The sequence below is a fragment of the Parabacteroides sp. PF5-6 genome, from assembly GCF_029504695.1.
Lineage (GTDB): Bacteria > Bacteroidota > Bacteroidia > Bacteroidales > Tannerellaceae > QVMG01.
In genome coordinates this window covers 177,930-195,756 of record NZ_JAQFIN010000003.1, presented here as the reverse complement: position 1 = coordinate 195,756, position 17,827 = coordinate 177,930, and the positions used below count along the sequence as shown (strand labels likewise).

The 17,827-nt window shown below is 49.2% G+C and carries 10 protein-coding genes; 5 read left to right on the top strand and 5 right to left on the bottom strand.

What is annotated here, in order from left to right:
• Positions 1 to 183: 183 nt before the first annotated feature.
• On the bottom strand, positions 184 to 1,134 hold the full coding sequence (locus M2133_RS05035) for a nitronate monooxygenase (protein ID WP_277464900.1): 951 nt from the start codon (positions 1,132 to 1,134) through the stop codon (positions 184 to 186).
• A gap of 272 nt (positions 1,135 to 1,406) precedes the next feature.
• Between M2133_RS05035 and M2133_RS05030 the strand changes: the two genes are divergently transcribed.
• The 4 genes from M2133_RS05030 (at position 1,407) to M2133_RS05015 (ending at position 7,908) form a co-directional block, all read left to right on the top strand.
• Complete coding sequence (locus M2133_RS05030; RefSeq protein ID WP_277465104.1) at positions 1,407 to 1,760, top strand: hypothetical protein; 354 nt, start codon at positions 1,407 to 1,409, stop codon at positions 1,758 to 1,760.
• Positions 1,761 to 1,988: 228 nt separating this feature from the next.
• Positions 1,989 to 3,662 (top strand): sodium:alanine symporter family protein, encoded by a 1,674-nt coding sequence (locus tag M2133_RS05025; protein WP_277464899.1) that lies wholly within the window; start codon positions 1,989 to 1,991, stop codon positions 3,660 to 3,662.
• The gene (locus M2133_RS05020) at positions 3,659 to 6,187 is read left to right on the top strand and encodes an ATP-binding protein (RefSeq protein ID WP_277464898.1); all 2,529 of its coding nucleotides are present in this window, start codon (positions 3,659 to 3,661) and stop codon (positions 6,185 to 6,187) included. The genes M2133_RS05025 and M2133_RS05020 overlap by 4 nt, the downstream gene beginning before the upstream one ends.
• A gap of 359 nt (positions 6,188 to 6,546) precedes the next feature.
• Positions 6,547 to 7,908, top strand: coding sequence for a sigma-54 dependent transcriptional regulator (locus M2133_RS05015; RefSeq protein ID WP_277464897.1), 1,362 nt, complete (start codon positions 6,547 to 6,549; stop codon positions 7,906 to 7,908).
• A gap of 245 nt (positions 7,909 to 8,153) precedes the next feature.
• On the opposite strand, the gene M2133_RS05010 is transcribed toward M2133_RS05015, so the two are convergent.
• The 4 genes from M2133_RS05010 to M2133_RS04995 form a co-directional block, all read right to left on the bottom strand.
• Positions 8,154 to 10,052 carry an AMP-binding protein gene (locus M2133_RS05010; RefSeq protein ID WP_277464896.1) on the bottom strand — a complete coding sequence of 633 codons (1,899 nt, stop codon included), beginning with the start codon at positions 10,050 to 10,052 and terminating at the stop codon, positions 8,154 to 8,156.
• A gap of 31 nt (positions 10,053 to 10,083) precedes the next feature.
• Positions 10,084 to 11,748 carry an AAA family ATPase gene (locus tag M2133_RS05005; RefSeq protein ID WP_277464895.1) on the bottom strand — a complete coding sequence of 555 codons (1,665 nt, stop codon included), beginning with the start codon at positions 11,746 to 11,748 and terminating at the stop codon, positions 10,084 to 10,086.
• A gap of 41 nt (positions 11,749 to 11,789) precedes the next feature.
• The gene (mfd, locus tag M2133_RS05000) at positions 11,790 to 15,140 is read right to left on the bottom strand and encodes a transcription-repair coupling factor (protein ID WP_277464894.1); all 3,351 of its coding nucleotides are present in this window, start codon (positions 15,138 to 15,140) and stop codon (positions 11,790 to 11,792) included.
• 287 nt (positions 15,141 to 15,427) lie between these two features.
• Positions 15,428 to 15,943 carry a DsbA family protein gene (locus M2133_RS04995; protein WP_277464893.1) on the bottom strand — a complete coding sequence of 172 codons (516 nt, stop codon included), beginning with the start codon at positions 15,941 to 15,943 and terminating at the stop codon, positions 15,428 to 15,430.
• 112 nt (positions 15,944 to 16,055) lie between these two features.
• On the opposite strand from M2133_RS04995, the gene aspS reads away from it, so the two are divergent.
• Positions 16,056 to 17,810, top strand: coding sequence for an aspartate--tRNA ligase (gene aspS, locus M2133_RS04990; RefSeq protein ID WP_277464892.1), 1,755 nt, complete (start codon positions 16,056 to 16,058; stop codon positions 17,808 to 17,810).
• The last annotated feature ends 17 nt before the right edge of the window (positions 17,811 to 17,827 follow it).

The window sequence follows — 17,827 nt, the reverse complement described above, 5'->3', positions numbered from 1 at the left end:
AAAAGTAGTAAAAAAGACCTTGAAAATAAACTACCGGTACTTTGCGAATAAACTACCGGTAGTTCGTCGACAAACTACCGGTAGTTGATGAGCAAACTACCGGTAGTTTTTTCTCTTGATTTTAAGGGATTCTAAGGAGCAGTAAATCAGCTTCTTATGAAAATGAGTATTGCTTGACAACTATCAACAAACAAATACTCCAGCCCGTAGCTTTTCAACCGCCCTTTGGTAGCCATTGAGGAGGTCGGAGAGGATTTCGGCGACCGATTCTTCCTGGCGCAAAAGGGAGGCTATCTGGCCGATCTCCAGTTCGCCTTCTTCCAGGTTGCCTTCGAAGATGCCTTTCTTGGCCCGGCCGCGTCCCAGGAGGGCGCGCAGTTCTTCGACGCCGGCGCCCCGTTGTTCGGCTTCTTTTACGGCATCGGCAAAGGGGCTTTTGACCAGGCGGGTGGGAGAGAGTGTCTTCAACAAGAGCTGGGTGTCGCCTTCGTTCAGGTTGAGACAAAGTTGTTTGAAGTTTGCATGCGCCGAACTTTCTTTCGACAGGGCAAAGCGCGTACCGATCTGTACCCCATCGGCACCCAGGGCCAGGACGGCGGCGATGCCTTCGCCCGTCGCGATACCGCCGGCAGCGATCAGGGGCAGGGAGGTGGCCCGGCGTACGGCGGGGATCAGGCACATCGTGGTGGTCTCTTCCCGCCCGTTATGTCCGCCGGCTTCGAATCCTTCGGCTACGATGGCGTCTACTCCGGCTTCTTCACATTTATGTGCGAAGCGAGAGCTGCTCACTACATGCGCCACCTTGATGCCTTCCGCCTGCAGCCGTGAAGTCCAGAGCTTCGGATTGCCCGCCGAGGTGAAAACAATCTTCACCCCTTCTTCGACGATGATCTGCATGAGGGTTTCGATTTCGGGGTACATCAGGGGTACATTGACCCCGAACGGGCGGGTGGTTGCCGCCTTACATTGGCGGATATGCTCGCGTAAAACTTCCGGATACATCGATCCGGCACCCAATAAACCCAGTCCTCCGGCGTTACTTACGGCCGAAGCCAGGCGCCAGCCACTGCACCAAACCATGCCACCTTGCACGATAGGGTGATTTATTTCAAAAAGAGAGGCAATTCTATTCATGACCGTTGTTTTTGTTTCAAAATTACAAAATTGATCGAAATACCGCTAATAAGGGTTGAACGAATTACCTTGCCTGTCGATTTAAATACCTCTATAGCGGAAATGGCGGCTGATTTATTCACCTTGGATGCCGATTTGAATGCCTTTGTCGGACACTTTTCGAGCACCTGCAAATTGAACTTTTTACAAATATCAATTGATTGAATTACATAGCTGCACCAATTATTTACTGCCGTACCTTTGTCGTAACCAATTTAAACAAAGTAGAAATGATGAAGGACGTATATGTATATCTATCCGGTTTGCCGGAGGATAAGAAAAGATTATTTGTACCGATATTTGGCAGCGTAGATCGCTTTTATACTGTAGTCTATTTAATAGCCCGCAACGGGCATGCGACAGAACAGGATAAACCGCATCTATGGGAGGAAAGGCTTCGGGTGATTCGCCAGGTAGAAAAGAAAGTGGAAAAACTGTTGAACTCTTTTCATCTGAATGGTCAGGAGATCGTCGCGGATATTGCCGGTGATTACTTTAATGATTTTGTCAAGTATAAGGAGTTGGAGCCGGACCTGAGTAATGACGAATTTATTTCGATCATTCAACGGATATCATTATTTGCTTAATGCTGCAGTCAGCGATAAATAAGGGTTTTCACAATTAAATTAGTCTATCTCAAGATAGACAGACCGAATAAATCAGCGATTGATATGTAGACAACGTTTGTAACACTGAGGGTGTATGGCACGGCTTATACGGTGACGTATGAGACCGTGCCTTTTTTTTGACCCGTACGACTGTCGGTATCCGCTTTTTTCGTTATCTTGCCGCTGAATACCATATCTAATACACGTATGCAAGAACTAAATGAGGCGCTTTCATCTCTTGATTCTTTTATCAGCGGATCGCAATGGTTCGTTTTTCTTCTTCTGGGAACCGGTTTGTTTTTTACGCTTTATCTGCGGTTTCCCCAGATCCGTTTCTTTCGTCACGCGATCGATGTGCTCCGGGGCAAGTACGACCAGGGGCATCATATAGGCGATACCTCGCATTTTCAGTCGTTGGCCACGGCGTTGTCGGGCACGGTAGGCACCGGCAATATCGCCGGGGTGGCGTTGGCAATCCACCTGGGTGGGCCTTCAGCCCTTTTCTGGATGTTGGTAACGGCTTTTCTGGGCATGACTACCAAGATGGTAGAGGTGACCCTGTCGCATAAATACCGGGAGCAGACGGAAGACGGCACTATCTCGGGCGGTCCGATGTATTATATGAAGAACCGTTTGAATATGCGGTGGCTGGCGGCGATCTTTGCCGTGGCCACTATCTTCTCCTCTTTCGGCACGGGCAGTCTGCCGCAGAGTAACAGCATCTCCAACGCGCTCTTTGCCGCGTGGGGCATTCCGCATTATATCGTGGGGCTGATCCTGGCGCTTTTATTGGCGCTGATCGTAATCGGGGGCATCAAACGGATTGCCCAGGTGACGGAGAAGCTGGTACCTTTCATGAGTGTGGTCTATGTATTGGCCGCTTTGAGTATCCTGGTTTACAATTACGAGAATGTGGTGCCGGCTTTTCTCTCGGTCTTCGCCAATGTGTTTACCGGCTCGGCGGCAACGGGTGGATTCCTGGGGGCTACGGTGATGTGGGCGTTCAACCGGGGCGTGAACCGGGGCCTGTTCTCGAACGAGGCAGGGCAGGGCTCGGCGCCTATCGCCCATGCGGCTGCGAAAACGGAAGAGCCGGCCTCCGAAGGTATGGTAGCTTTGTTGGAACCGTTTATCGATACGATCCTTATCTGTGCCTTGACGGGGCTTGTGCTTTTATCTTCCGGCGCCTGGCAGGAGAAGTTCGATAATAAATTCCAACAGGCCGATACGATTGTTTTCGCCGGCACGTATGCGGAAACCGATCCGGAAGAGAAACAGCAGGTGGCCGATCATATCCTGGGCAAATCGCGGATCCCTTTGTTCACCGGTGAGTTGCCGGTCGAGAAAGGCCGAATAACGCATCTCGGCATTACCCTGATCCATGCCCGTTCGTTTGCGGAGAATGTGGAAGTAAAGAAAGGAGATGGATTATTTCATGGTACACTCACCGTGCGAAACGGACGGATCGATCTCCCGCAGGAAGGGGATGCATCGGTCTACCTCACCGGCCGTTCGCTGCTCCATTCGGCGCCTCTTTCATCGCAGGCATTCAAAAAAGGTTTCCTGGGCGATTGGGGTGAATATATTATTCCTTTATCTTTGTTGCTCTTTGCTTTTTCAACAGCGATAGCATGGTCGTATTATGGCGACCGGGCAGTCACTTATTTGTGGGGAAGTAAGTATGTCAAGGTGTATCATCTTGTTTATGTGGCCGGCTTCTTCCTTGCTTCTTTCACGGATACGACTATTGTCTGGACGATCTCGGGCATTACTGTCGTTCTGATGACGTTGCCTAACCTGATCGGTATCCTGTTGCTGCATAAAGAAGTAAAAACATCTATCTTTGCCTATTGGAAACGGATTAATACAGAAAAGAAATGAGAACGGAAAAGTCACATCTGAAAAAAGATTTGCATCATGTGGGGCGTAAAGTCGTAATCGGATATGTAGCCCTGATCGTTATCGCGGTTTTTTCTCTGATCTATATTTATACGATCGTGCAAAAGATCGCTGCCGAGGAAGATATCAACAGTGTGCCCCGGCAAAAGATCTATTTGGTCACCCAGACCCAGACGCTGCTCTACGAGAGTGAAGCCATGGGGCAGCTCTTGGATATGGAAGACGACGACTTCAGCCATTTCAATGAGACATTGGATCAAGCGCATGCGAATATGGACTCCCTGCGTGTATTGGTTGCCGATGAACTGCTGCTGGCGCGCATCGATACGATCGATATGTTGATCGAACGCAAACGGATGAATACCGGTGCGCTCCTGGAGATCTGGCAGGAGGCGAACAAAGATCTGTACGCCAAGAATATCGAGAAAGCTTTAGCCACGCAGGTGGCCGCCGTGGAAGAGAGAGATGTGAAGGAGAATGTGACTACCCAGAAAGATACGCTGGTGGTCTCTTCGCAGAAAAGAGGTTTCCTGAAGCGGTTGAAAGAGGTTTTTGTGCCGACGGATACCGATTCGAGTGTGATCATCTCGCAGAATGAAAAGCTGTTGAAAGATACCCAGCTCAAAGCCTACGATCCCAACGAGGCGATCTCGAAGACACTGAAAAACATACAGAGTAATGTTGCTTCGGAAAGGGAACGCCTGCGTACGCTTCTGGTGGACCAGTCGGCTGCCCTGCGTTACGACAATAGTTTGATCAACTCGCGCATCAACCAGATCCTGCGCGCCATGGAAGAGGAAGAGCTGACCGCTTCGCTGGTTCGGCTGGAGAGACGGCAGAGCCTGTTGGGGAAAACGGCCTATCTGATCACCGGTATCGCGTTGCTTTCTATCTTTGTGATCCTCTTCTTTGTGATCCTGATCGGGCGTGATCTGTTCCGCAGCCGCTACTACCGAGAACAATTGGAAAAGGTGGTGCAAAGCCGCGAAAGATTGATCCTAACGATCAGCCATGATGTGCGGGCGCCTTTGTCGTCGATTATCGGATACACCGAACTGATGCAGCGCTACCGGCATACCGAGCAGCAAAGCGCTTACCTGCGCAATATCGCCGGCTCCTCCAAACATATTCTTTCGCTGGTCAATGACCTGTTGGATTATCAACGCCTGGAAGCCGGGCAGATGGATCTGCACGAGGTGCCTTTCCGCGTACCCGACTTTTTCCGCGAGATCAGCGACAGCTTCCTGTTGCAAGCGAAAGCGAAAGGGCTCGACTATAATTTGCAGATCGAAAACGAAACGGATCAGGTCTATTCGGGCGACTCGGTGCGTATCCGTCAGGTTGTGGGCAATCTGATCAATAACGCGATCAAGTTCACGCCGGAAGGAAAAGTGGAACTATTGGTCGACTGTGTGCAGCCTGCTCCGCCGGCGGAAGGTGTCGCTGCGGCCGATCCGCAATTGATTATCACCGTTCGCGACTCAGGTCCGGGCATTGAGCCGGAACAACAGCAAAAGATCTTTGCCGACTTCGCACGACTTCCGGGAGCTGAGAAAGCGGAAGGCTTTGGATTGGGACTGTCTATCACCAGCCGTTTGGTGACGCTCTTGGGCGGGAAGATCGAACTGCAGAGCGAAGTGGGGCAGGGCAGCGCCTTTACGGTGACTTTACCGCTGAAAGAGGCGGATAACCAGACGATCTGTGCAGCCGAAGACCAGTCGGAGAGTATTGCTTTCGAAGAAGGGACGGTCACCTGCCTGGTGGTCGACGATGATCTCCTGCAGGTCGCGCTGATCGAAGAAGTGCTCAAGCGTTGCAACGTTCGCGTCCTTTCTTGTACCAATCCGTATACGGTCGTGGATTTTCTGGAGAAACATCCAGTGGATATCTTGCTTTCCGATGTGCAAATGCCCGGCATGGACGGACTCGAACTGATCCGTCAGATCCGCGCCTCTGCCGTGCCGGAGATAAACGCCTTGCCTGCCATTGTCCTGTCCGGATCGGTGGGGAAAGATGAATCGCGCTACCGGGAAGCCGGGTTTACCGGTTGCCTGAGCAAACCGTTTACTGCCGAAGGGCTCGTTCGCCTGGTGGCCAGTCTGTTGCCCGAAGACAAACAATTGAAGAACGCGCAAGGTAAGGCGATCGAAAAGAGTCAAACGGCGAAAGGAGAGAAGATACTTGTCGATTTTTCCGGGCTGACCGAGTTTGCCGGCGACGATGAAGATGCTTCTGCCGCGATCCTGAAAACTTTTTTTGTGGAGACCGCCAAGCATGTCGACTGGTTGAAAGAAGCCCTGGAGGCCACCGACCGGGAACGGACGGCGGAGATCGCGCACAAATTGATCCCTTTGTTTACGACACTCGGAACGGATACCTTGGTGCAACAACTAAAGATCTTGCAACAAAACCAACCGGAACTGACGCATTCCGGCTGGACGCGCCTGGTGACCGATGTGATCGAACAGGCATCATCTATCGTGGACATGCAAGAAGAGCTCGGTTGAAGTTGGGGAAATTCTCCGCGCATTGGGGAATGTTTCCCCATATTTCGGGAGGCGAAGAAAATAAAGCGCTCAAAGGATAAGTAGGTGCGGCGCTCATACTCTGACAGTTACGCTTTTTCGGGGTTTTTCTTTTCAGTTTGGCACGGTATTCTCTTTATATTAAATGAAAAACGTTTCTACATTTATCCCCGTTTAACATACATAAGTCAAACTTCTGTATGAATGAAAATGAAAAAGAGCATCCGAGAGCGGGTGTTCTTTTTCTTTTTTTTCCTCTTTTTGCTCTTTAAAAATCGAAAAGATAGGACTATCTTTGCATTTTCAAAGTTTGAATCACATTGTTGTGACCTTTTGAAGCGATGAATGAAACACCAAATAAGAAGCTTGCTATATTCATCATTGAAGATGATGTGACCTTTTCCCTTATGCTGGCCACCTGGCTGGCCAAAAAGGGATTTGCCGTGAGTACGACTACCACCTTGAAGGATGCCATGCAGAAAATCAAAGTCGGATCGTATGATCTGATCATTTCCGACCTGCGTTTGCCCGATGGCGATGGAATCGAGTTGTTGCAATGGAAGAAAGAAACGGCGCTGGCGGTTCCTTTCATCGTCATGACGAATTACGCCGAGATACAAACTGCCGTACAGGCAATCAAACTCGGAGCTTCCGATTATATAGCCAAACCAATCAATCCCAATGATCTTTTAGCCAAGATCCAGGATATCCTGAAAGGCGATCCGGCGAACAATGCCGCGAAGGCCGCTCCGGCCAAGAAAGAAAAGCCGCAGTTGGAATATGTCGTGGGCGAGAGCAAGGTCTCTCTGCAACTGCATGAGCATGCCCGCCTGGTGGCTCCGACGGATATGTCGGTTTTGCTCTCCGGTTCGAGCGGAACGGGCAAGGAATATGTTGCCCGCTACATCCATTCACATAGTTTGCGCAAGAATACGCCCTTTGTGGCTGTCGATTGTGGCGCTATCCCTAAGGATCTGGCGGCATCGGAGTTCTTCGGCCATATCAAAGGCTCTTTTACGGGAGCGATAGAGAATAAGACCGGCGCTTTCGAAGCGGCGCAGGGCGGAACGATCTTCCTGGATGAGATCGGCAACCTGACGTATGAGGTGCAGGTACAGCTCTTACGCGCGTTGCAGGAGCGCAAAGTCCGGCCGATCGGCAGCACGCAAGAGATCGCGATCGATGTGCGCCTGATCTCTGCCACCAACGAGAACCTGCAGAAAGCCATTCAGCGCGGTGATTTCCGGGAAGACCTCTATCACCGCATCAATGAGTTCACCCTCCGGATTCCGGACCTGCGCGAGCGGGAAGATGACTTCTCCCTCTTCGCTGAACGCTTCCTGGAACAGGCGAATAAGGAGTTGCAAAAAGAGATTACCGGCTTTGATCCGGAAGCCTTCGCACTGATGAAAGCCTATGCCTGGCCCGGCAATATCCGCCAGTTGAAGAATACCATCAAATACGCGACCCTGTTGGCCACAGGTCCCTATATCAGCCCCCAACACCTGCCTAAAGAGATCGGCGAAGCGGCTAACGAATGGGCAAACCCGTCAACCGGACTCTCCCTGAAAGATGAAGATCACGAGCGTAATCTGATTCTCAAAGCCTTGAAAGAAGCCGACAGCAACCGAACCAAAGCCGCCCGGCTCCTGGGGGTCGACCGCAAGACGCTTTACAACAAAATGCGGCAGTACGGGATTTAATCTACGTGATATTTCTTGAATATCCGGTCGTTTTCTTGAAACGGCTACGCCCTTTTTTGGCTTTCCCGCCTAAAAAAATGAGTATGAGGTACCTCTAAAATTATTTTGAGGTACCTCATAATTTGTTTTGAGGTACCTCATAATCGATTATGACGTACCTCTTACTGTTTTTTGCTGGGCATTCTTCGGATTTTTCCGGTAGGAGTTGTGATTTTTCGGTTTCGTTCGGATAAAAATCCGGAGCGTTATATCGAATCCATGTTCTTGTTGTTCAGCGGATTCTTGCCTTCCGGCGTGAAGAGGTGTTCGATGCGGTCGGCATAGTGTTTTTCCACTTTGCCACGGACGATTTTCATCGTACTGTTCACCATGCCGTTCTGTTCGGTAAAAGCTTCGGGCAATACGGCAAAGGTCGTAGGCAGCCAACGCTCGGGGAAGAGGTCGGCCAGGTCGCCGCCTTTGCGGAAACGACCGATCTGACTTTGGATATGGCGAATGGCTTCTTTCCGGCCTTCTTCATTTTCCAGAGATAACCCGGAATGAGCTAAGTATTTCTTTAATACCTCTTTGTTGACGGTGATTAAAGCAACGGTATAAGGACTTTGATTGTTGTAAAGGATGGCCTGATCGATCGTTGAGCAGTGCTCGACCAAAGCTTCTTCGATTCCTTCCGGACTGTATTTCTCGCCGTCGCTCGAGATCAACAGGCTTTTGAAACGGCCCAGGACATACAACAATCCGTCTTTCATATATCCCATATCGCCGGTATAGAGCCAGCCGTCTTTGACGGTTTCGGCCGTGGAGACGGGGTTCTTCCAGTATCCCGCCATCACGTTCTCGCCCCGGATCACCAATTCGCCTTTTTCTCCCGCGGGAAGTTCTTTGCCGTCGGTGTCGCATATCTTCAGATCCAAGGGCTTCACCAATACGCCACTGCTACCGAACTGATACCGTCGTGGCCCGTTGGTCGAGATCACCGGCGTGGCTTCGCTCAAGCCGTAGCCCTGGTACATCGGCATGCCCAAGGCGTAATAGAACTTCTGCAAGTCTTTGTCCAACAGGGCGCCGCCGCCGATAAAGAAGCGCAGTTCGCCGCCGAAGTTCTGGCGTACCTTAGAGAACACGAGCCGATCGACCAACGCCACATAAGGCTTCAACAGGAACCGCCAGCCGCGCCCTCTCTCTTCGCGGCTTTCACCGTAATAGAGCATCGCGGCGTTCAATCCGGAATAGAAAAGATTCTTGGCCACCTTGCCCTGCGAACGGATCGCCTGTTCGATATTCTTCTTGAAATTCTTTGCCAGAGCAGGCACGCTCAGGATCAGGTAAGGCTTTATCTCTTTGATATTGACGGGGATATTCTTGAGCGTCTCCATGCCGGTTTTGCCCACCTGTACGGTGGCCACACTGGCGCCTTTGGACATAAAGATATAGAACCCGACCACATGCGCAAAGCAATGATCAAGCGGAAGGATAATCAGCGTACGCCACGTAGAGTCGATATCCATACAGGAGAGCGATTGCTCAACGTTCGCCGTATAATTGCGGTGGGTAAGGATCACCCCTTTGGGATCGGCTGTCGTGCCGGAGGTGTAAGTGATGGTCGCGTAATCGTCGTTCTGAAGCGAACGCCCGATAGCCAGAAATTCATCCATCGGATGCGTTTGTAGCCATTCCTGTCCCAGGCGGATCACTTCCGGCATCGGGATTTCCTTTTCCTGGTATGCCGTTTGTTCGTCCAATACGATAACCTTCTCGACCAGCGGTAACTGATCGATTATACTTCGTATCTTCTTCAACTGCTGACCGGACACCATGATATACTTCACCTCAGCATGGATCATGCGGAAAAGAAGGTCGTTGGCCTCTTCCAGTTTGATCGACAAAGGCACATTGGTCGCCCCGGCGTAGAACATCGCCAGCTCACCGATAATCCAGGCATTCCGCCCTTCACTCAACAATGCCATATTGTCTCCCTTGCGAACGCCCAATGCGACCAGCCCCAGGCCGAAGGCATAGACCTGATCGCGCACCTGGCTGTAGGTGGTCGGTTCAAATTTATCTTTCGTCTTCTCCAACAGGAACGTGTGGTCGGGATACTGCTCAACCGAGCTTTCGAACAGGTCAACTAATGTCTTTTTCATGGCGGAAATCTATTTTACTAAATACTTTTTTCTATAGAATACTTAAAATGCTTTCTTTGAACCAATTTGTTTTTGCCAATTCCAGCTTGGATATATTCTGCCTTTGCGGAAGCTGAGTGCAATATGTTTTCATTGGCAACGACTTATAGAACGTTTCAAAATCATCACTATTCAGATCGGACACGATCGCAACAGCCTGTTCTTCGTTTTCTCCTTTGTTTTTGAAACGATTTTGCAAAGGGCTACCGTTGTACTCCGGTTCTCCGAAATAAGGATATTCTGTCCGTTTCAAGGCGATTGTCGGAGTGATCTTATTTATTACTTTGTTTTTCTCTTCGACAAGTAGCTGCACATAAGCTGTTTTATCAAAAGCTTTTCCTTTACCTTTCCAGTAATCTTCCAAATTGTTCGGGTGAAAGAGATAGTTTTCGATACTGTAATAGGGCAGAATCGTCAGTCGGGGATAGGCTTCCTGTATCCTGTCTATATCTTCGTCCGAGAGAAAGTCGCGGTCGACAATGCCTTGAAAATTATCAGCCGATCGAACCTTATGGAATACATTGTTTCGATTATTATCGGACACAAATACGGTTTGGGGAATGCCTAAAGAGGCGTAGAATTCTTTATCTTTGTTTTCCACAAAATAGATAGTCATTCCCTTAAACAGGGAAGGCAGAAACTCTTTCCCTACCGCTATTTCATAAATGTCAGGATTCTCTTTAGTCTCGGGATAAAGGGTCTGGGTAAAATCAAAATCCAAATCATCAAAGTCAAAGATAACAGCCTGATCACTTTGGCGGGCGTACTCAATAAAGCCCAATGAATGTGAAGCTGTCCAGAGCTGTGAACTCGGAGAGATCCAGTTTTCGGTAATTTCTTTTAAAAGATTAAACTGAAGTTTCGTATTCAGGTGAAGATCTATCTCGTCGAAGAAATAGATCGTATCCTGATAATACTCCCTTCGGGTGAGTAGATTTATCAGGATGTTGAAAACCTCTTTCTCTCCGGCACTTAGATAATCATAATGGATCTTTGAGACACCTTTCGTAAATGTAATCTGTGCCACCTTACCTTCCAACGGAGGAATAATCTCTATCAGCTGTAGCCGGGTTCCGTTTTGATGCCCGAAAATACGTATCAAAGCTTCATTGATCGGGTCGACATATTTTTTCTTGATATCTATATTTTGATTTGTCGAAAGGAAAAACTCTTTCAATAAGATCTCAGTGATTTTCTCAATATCATTCTCAAATCGGTTATCTCTTTCAATAAATTGAATAGGACGATCGGAGTCACGTTCAATGTCAAAACTCCCTCCACCGCCGAGAGCTTTTCGTGTCAACCGAGGAATCTGTCGGAAGCTGGTTCTGCCGTAAAAGCTGTTCGGACTAAAACCTGTAGGTGTAGGTAATTGATGATAGGTATCTGTTGAGAATGATAGCTGCCTGTTATTAAAGAAGTCGATCGAAACAGTTGCGGCGTTTTGATCATCTTTTTTATAATAATTCAAGTGATCACTCCTCCAACCGTCTTGTTTGATATATCGATTGGCAGCTTCAAATCCGTCGAATACCGATGATTTCCCCGAACCGTTCGAGCCGATTAGTAGAACCAGCTTGGTTTCTTCCGGAATGCCTTCAAGTGTAAGATCTGTGAAACGCTTGAAGTTATTCATATACAACCTTGAAATTCGCATAACGATCTTTTTTTACGCAAGTTAGTTATATTTTCGAATATTCAGCCCATTTGCTCCATTTCCTCCAAAATCGCCACGGCTTTTTCGACGGTGTCGACTTGCTTGATGACGATGCTGCGTTTGCCGTTTTGTTCGCGCAGGTTGCAGAGGCGGGGGTGTTTCTGGATGTAGGCCAGTAATTTGTCGAAGGCTTCGCTCTGGTAATAATGGCTGTCGGGATTGGCCACCAGGAAGATGCTCATCTGTCCTTTTTTCAGTACGAGCTTCTCCATACCCAGATTTTTCGCCATCCGGCGCAGGCGCACGATGCGGATCAATTCTTTTCCTTCTTTGGGGATCTTGCCGAACCGGTCTTTCAGGCGTTCCGTAAAGGCCAGGATATCCCGTTCTTCCTCCATATTATCCAACTCGCGGTAGAGCGAGATCCGCTCCGAGTCGTTGGGGATATAGGTTGGCGGGAACATCAGTTCCAGGTCGCTTTCGATATGCGTATCCCGCACGTAATCCTGGCCGGTATCCCGTTTGTCGCCTTCGGTATCGGTATGCAGGTTGGCAAATTCTTCCGTGCGCAGTTCGGCAACGGCTTCTTCCAATATCTTCTGGTAGGTCTCGTAGCCCAGGTCGGCAATGAAACCGCTTTGTTCGGCTCCCAACAGATTGCCGGCGCCACGGATATCCAGGTCTTGCATGGCGATGTGCATGCCACTGCCCAATTCGGAGAAATTCTCTATCGCTTGCAAACGCCTGCGCGCTTCCTGGCTCAAAGAGGAAAGAGGAGGGGAGAGCAGGTAACAAAAGGCTTTTCGGTTGCTTCGCCCCACACGTCCGCGCAGCTGGTGCAGGTCGGACAGGCCGAACTGCTGCGCGTTGTTCACGATGATCGTGTTTGCATTAGACACATCAATCCCACTTTCGATGATACTGGTGGCAATCAATACATCGTATTCGTAATTGACAAAGTCGAATAATATCTTTTCCAGTGTTTTGGGATCCATCTGTCCATGTCCGATGGCTATGCGCGCGTCGGGCACCTCCCGGCGCACCAGGGTTTCGATCTCATGAATGTTCTGTATCCGGTTATTGATAAAGAAGACCTGTCCGTTACGGCTCATCTCGAAGTTGATGGCTTCGCGGATAATATCCGGATTGAAACGTTGTACTTCGGTCTGTACCGGATAACGGTTAGGCGGCGGAGTCGTGATATTACTCAGGTCGCGGGCTCCCATCAGTGAGAATTGCAGCGTACGCGGGATAGGCGTTGCCGTCATCGTCAGTGTATCTACATTGACTTTCATCTGCCGTAGTTTCTCTTTGACAGATACGCCAAACTTCTGTTCTTCGTCGATAATCAACAGCCCCAGGTCTTTAAACTGCACGTCTTTGCTGACAATCCGATGCGTTCCGATCAGGATATCGACTTTACCTTCTTTGACCCTTCCCAGTGTCTCTTTTATTTGTCCGGCAGAACGTGCCCGGCTGATGTATTCGATTGTGCAGGGGAAGTCTTTCAATCGCTCGGAGAACGTCTGGAAGTGCTGGAACGCCAATACGGTAGTCGGCACCAGTATGGCGACCTGTTTGTTGTCGGCAACCGCTTTGAAGGCGGCACGCACGGCGACTTCGGTCTTGCCGAATCCCACATCCCCGCAGATCAGGCGATCCATCGGCCGCAGGTCTTCCATATCGGTCTTCACATCGGCTGTGGCTTTCACCTGGTCGGGCGTGTCTTCGTAGATAAAGCTGGCTTCGAGTTCCGTTTGCAGGTAGGTGTCGGCGGTATAGGCAAAACCTTTCTCCTGTTTGCGTTTGGAGTAAAGCAGGATCAGGTCGCGGGCGATATCTTTGACTTTTGTTTTTGTCTTTTCTTTCATCCGCTCCCAGGCGCCGGTACCCAGTTTATTGAGTTTGGGAGGCTCGCCGCTTTCTTTTCCTTTGTATTTGGATAGTTTATGCAAGGAATGGATACTGACAAAGATCGCATCGTTGTTCTGATAAATCAGCTTGATCACTTCCTGTATCTTACCGTTCACCTCCATCCGAACCAGGCCGCCGAACTGGCCGACTCCATGGTCGATATGCACAATATAGTCGCCGGTCGTAAACTGGTTCAGTTCCTTCAGGGAGAGTGTGATTTTCCCGCTCCGCGCTTTTTCGCTTTTGAGGTTGAACTTATGGAAGCGGTCGAATAGTTGATGATCGGTGAAGAAGCAAACCTTCAACGTCTCGTCGGCAAACCCTTCATGCACCGTTTTATCCACAGGCGTAAAAGGCAACTGATCGCCGCGGTCCTCGAAGATCGCTTTGATGCGCGCCGTCTGTTTCTCTACATCACTCAGGATATAAAGCGTATAGCCCAATACCAGGTAGTTATGGAACGACTCATTTACCCGGTCGAAGTTCTTATGATAGATCGGTTGTATCTGGGTCTGGAATGTCAATGTCGCATCGGCCACGCCCATCGGATGTGCCCCGATATGCAAACGGCGAAAGTCTAAGGCGCTACGCAGAAAGTTCTCCGCCGTGATCAGCTTACATTGCATATCTTCCGGCGAGGCGAACGATTCTTCATCGCCCGTCATCGGGATCTCCTGCCACAGGCTCTCGATGCGTTCTTTTGCCCAGGCCAGGTCTTTTGCCACGAATATCGTATCGGTCGGAAGCGCTTGCAATAGAGAGGCGTTCGCACCTTTGCCCGTACTGATCCGGGGAACGAGGTAGATACTGTCCAATTTTTCTTTCGATAACTGTGTCTCCACATCGAACGAACGGATCGTCTCCACCTCATCGCCAAAGAAGTCAATGCGGTAGGGATACTCAAAGGAATAGGAAAAAACATCGAGGATACTGCCGCGCAGCGCATACTGCCCCGGCTCGTACACATAATCGGTCTGCTCAAAGCCATAAGAATCCAATACATCGGCCACGAAGATATTATCCAGCCGTTCACCCGTATGGATCTTCAGTGTATTCTCTTTTAAGGTCTTTTGTTCGACCACCTTTTCCGCCAGCGCATCCGGATAGGTCACAATCACAAATGGCTGTTCCGGGCTTTGCAGCATACTCAACACTTCCGTACGAAGAATTTCATTAGCCGCATCGATATGTCCGTATTTGATGGAACGGCGGTAAGCCGAAGGAAAGAAATACACCCGTGGACTGGAAGTGATCTGCATCAGGTCGTGATAAAAATAACCCGCCTCCTCCTGATCATTTAGTATACAAACAAAGCAGCCGTCTTTCTGCGAAAAAAGAGAGGCAATAGCCATAGCCGCCGCCGATCCGTTGAGCCCTTTTAGAAATATATTTTGGGTAGTCCCCTCTTGCAATAGGGTATGTAAGGCCGAAATATGCGGATGCCCGGCATATAAACGAAGTAATTCCTGTATCTTCAAAATTATCTGAAATTTAGAAGTGCAAATTTAGACAAAAAAATACTTTTTCACCCCCTGATTTAGCGAAGATTATAAAAGGCAGTAAATGAACGTATTGCAGGGAGTAGTTGTTTGTTGATAATTATCAACAAATGTGTTGACGGTTATCAACAAACAAATACTCCCGACAAAAAGAGAAAATACTCCCTTGAATTTGGATTGAAAGCCGTTTAAATAATAAAGGCCCGGACTCACTGATGCGAATCCAAGCCTTGTGAATATCTATGAATAACGGTTACGTTGTTTATTTATCGGATAAATGATTTCAGATAAGTAAAGAAAGAAGCATCCATGTAATTGCCTTCGTAGATCACGCCGTTGACAAAGAAGGTGGGGGTGGTGTCGACGTTGTTTTGAATGCCGGTCTCGTAGTCGTGATTTACTTTCTGGAAATAAGGATCTTTGCCGAAGTCTTTTTCGAAACGGGCCACGTCCAGGCCGATCTCTTTAGCGTATTCGATCAGGTGATGATCGTCTATATGTCTTTGATTCTCAAAGATGATGTCGTGCATCTCCCAAAAACGGTTCTGTGCAGCAGCCGTTTCGGCTGCGATTGCCGCGTGAACGGCATGCGGATGCAACTCGGCTAAAGGGAAATGACGGAAAACAAACCGGAGATCATCCCCCAGTTCTTTTTGTATATCCTTGATCCTGTAGTAGGATTGTCGGCAATAAGGACATTGAAAGTCAGCGTATTCTATGATTTCGATGGGGGCGCTGGCCTTCCCGAGAACGTGATCATTTGCATTTATTTTCAGACGCATATTCAAAACGGTATTTATTTTATTTCCACCCTAATAACAGCGTTTGTTATGTTTTTGTTTTGGAAGAAATCATTTATCTTTGCAAGCTTAGAAATGTAAACAATTATATATAATGTATAGAACAAGAACATGTGGCGCATTACGCCTGGCAGATGAAGGCCTCGAAGTGACCCTGGCCGGATGGGTGCAGAAAGTGAGAAGAATGGGAGGCATGACCTTCGTTGACCTGCGCGACCGTTATGGTGTCACGCAGTTGGCTTTTAATCAGGAGATCAACGCACCGATATGGGAACAAGCCAACAAATTGGCGCGTGAATTCGTGATTCAGGTGAAAGGGGTAGTGCGTGAGCGTTCGAGCAAGAATCCGAATATGCCGACCGGGGAGATTGAATTGATCGTTTCCTCCCTGAACGTTTTAAATGAAGCAATCACCCCGCCGTTTACCATTGAAGACGAAACGGATGGAGGCGACGATATCCGGATGAAATACCGTTACCTGGACCTGCGTCGTAATCCGGTTCGCGCGAACCTGGAACTGCGTCACAAGATGACGTTTGAGGTGCGTAGCTATCTGGATAAACAAGGGTTTCTGGAAGTGGAAACACCTGTATTGGTTAATTCCACGCCGGAAGGAGCGCGCGACTTTATCGTGCCTTCGCGTATGAACCCGGGACAGTTTTATGCTTTGCCGCAATCGCCGCAGACATTGAAACAGTTACTGATGGTTTCCGGTTTCGACCGTTATTTCCAGATCGTGAAATGCTTCCGTGATGAAGATCTGCGGGCCGACCGTCAGCCGGAGTTTACACAGATCGACTGCGAGATGAGCTTTGTCGAGCAGGATGATGTGTTGGAATTGTTTGAAGGCATGGCCAAACACCTGTTCAAGGTGATCCGTGGCGTAGAGATCAAAGAACCTTTTGTCCGTATGCCCTGGCACGACGCGATGAAATATTACGGCAGTGACAAACCGGACCTGCGTTTCGATATGCGCTTTGTGGAGCTGATGGATATTATGCAGGGACATGGATTTCCGGTCTTCGATAGCGCGGCGTATGTAGGTGGGATCTGTGCCAAAGGAGCGGCTACGTATACCCGTAAACAACTGGACGCGTTGACCGACTTTGTGAAACGTCCGCAGATCGGAGCTAAAGGCATGGTTTATGCCCGCGTGGAGGCCGATGGTAGTGTGAAGTCGAGTGTCGATAAATTCTATACGCAGGAGACCTTGCAGCAGATGAAAGATGCTTTCCAAGCGGAACCGGGTGACCTGATCCTGATCCTGTCGGGTGACGATGTGATGAAGACACGGAAGCAACTCTGCGAACTGCGCTTAGAAGTGGCCAGTCAGTTGGGCTTACGCGATAAGAATAAATTTGTATGTCTTTGGGTGGTGGACTTCCCCTTATTTGAGTGGAGCGAAGAAGATCAACGCTTCTATGCAATGCACCATCCGTTCACCTCGCCTAAGCCGGAGGATATCCCGTTATTAGACTCTGATACGGGGGCGGTACGTGCCAATGCGTACGATATGGTGATCAATGGCGTGGAAGTTGGTGGCGGTTCGATCCGTATCCACGATAGCGCGTTGCAGAACAAGATGTTCCAACTGCTTGGCTTTACAGAAGAGAAGGCTGATGAACAATTTGGCTTTCTGATGAATGCCTTTAAGTTCGGCGCGCCGCCTCACGGTGGATTGGCCTATGGTCTGGACCGTTGGGTTTCTCTGTTCGCCGGCCTGGATTCGATCCGCGACTGTATCGCTTTCCCGAAAAACAATTCCGGCCGCGACGTCATGCTCGATGCACCGACCGCAATCGATCAGGCACAATTGGATGAGCTCAATCTACGGATAGTTGAAAGTTGAAAGTTGAAAGACATTGA

What these genes read in the sequence shown, in the direction of transcription:
- M2133_RS05035 (WP_277464900.1), bottom strand. Translation starts at nt 1,134, where the DNA reads ATGAATAGAATTGCCTCTCTTTTTGAAATAAATCACCCTATCGTGCAA.
- M2133_RS05030 (WP_277465104.1), top strand. Translation starts at nt 1,407, where the DNA reads ATGAAGGACGTATATGTATATCTATCCGGTTTGCCGGAGGATAAGAAA.
- M2133_RS05025 (WP_277464899.1), top strand. Translation starts at nt 1,989, where the DNA reads ATGCAAGAACTAAATGAGGCGCTTTCATCTCTTGATTCTTTTATCAGC.
- M2133_RS05020 (WP_277464898.1), top strand. Translation starts at nt 3,659, where the DNA reads ATGAGAACGGAAAAGTCACATCTGAAAAAAGATTTGCATCATGTGGGG.
- M2133_RS05015 (WP_277464897.1), top strand. Translation starts at nt 6,547, where the DNA reads ATGAATGAAACACCAAATAAGAAGCTTGCTATATTCATCATTGAAGAT.
- M2133_RS05010 (WP_277464896.1), bottom strand. Translation starts at nt 10,052, where the DNA reads ATGAAAAAGACATTAGTTGACCTGTTCGAAAGCTCGGTTGAGCAGTAT.
- M2133_RS05005 (WP_277464895.1), bottom strand. Translation starts at nt 11,748, where the DNA reads ATGCGAATTTCAAGGTTGTATATGAATAACTTCAAGCGTTTCACAGAT.
- M2133_RS04995 (WP_277464893.1), bottom strand. Translation starts at nt 15,943, where the DNA reads ATGCGTCTGAAAATAAATGCAAATGATCACGTTCTCGGGAAGGCCAGC.
- aspS (WP_277464892.1), top strand. Translation starts at nt 16,056, where the DNA reads ATGTATAGAACAAGAACATGTGGCGCATTACGCCTGGCAGATGAAGGC.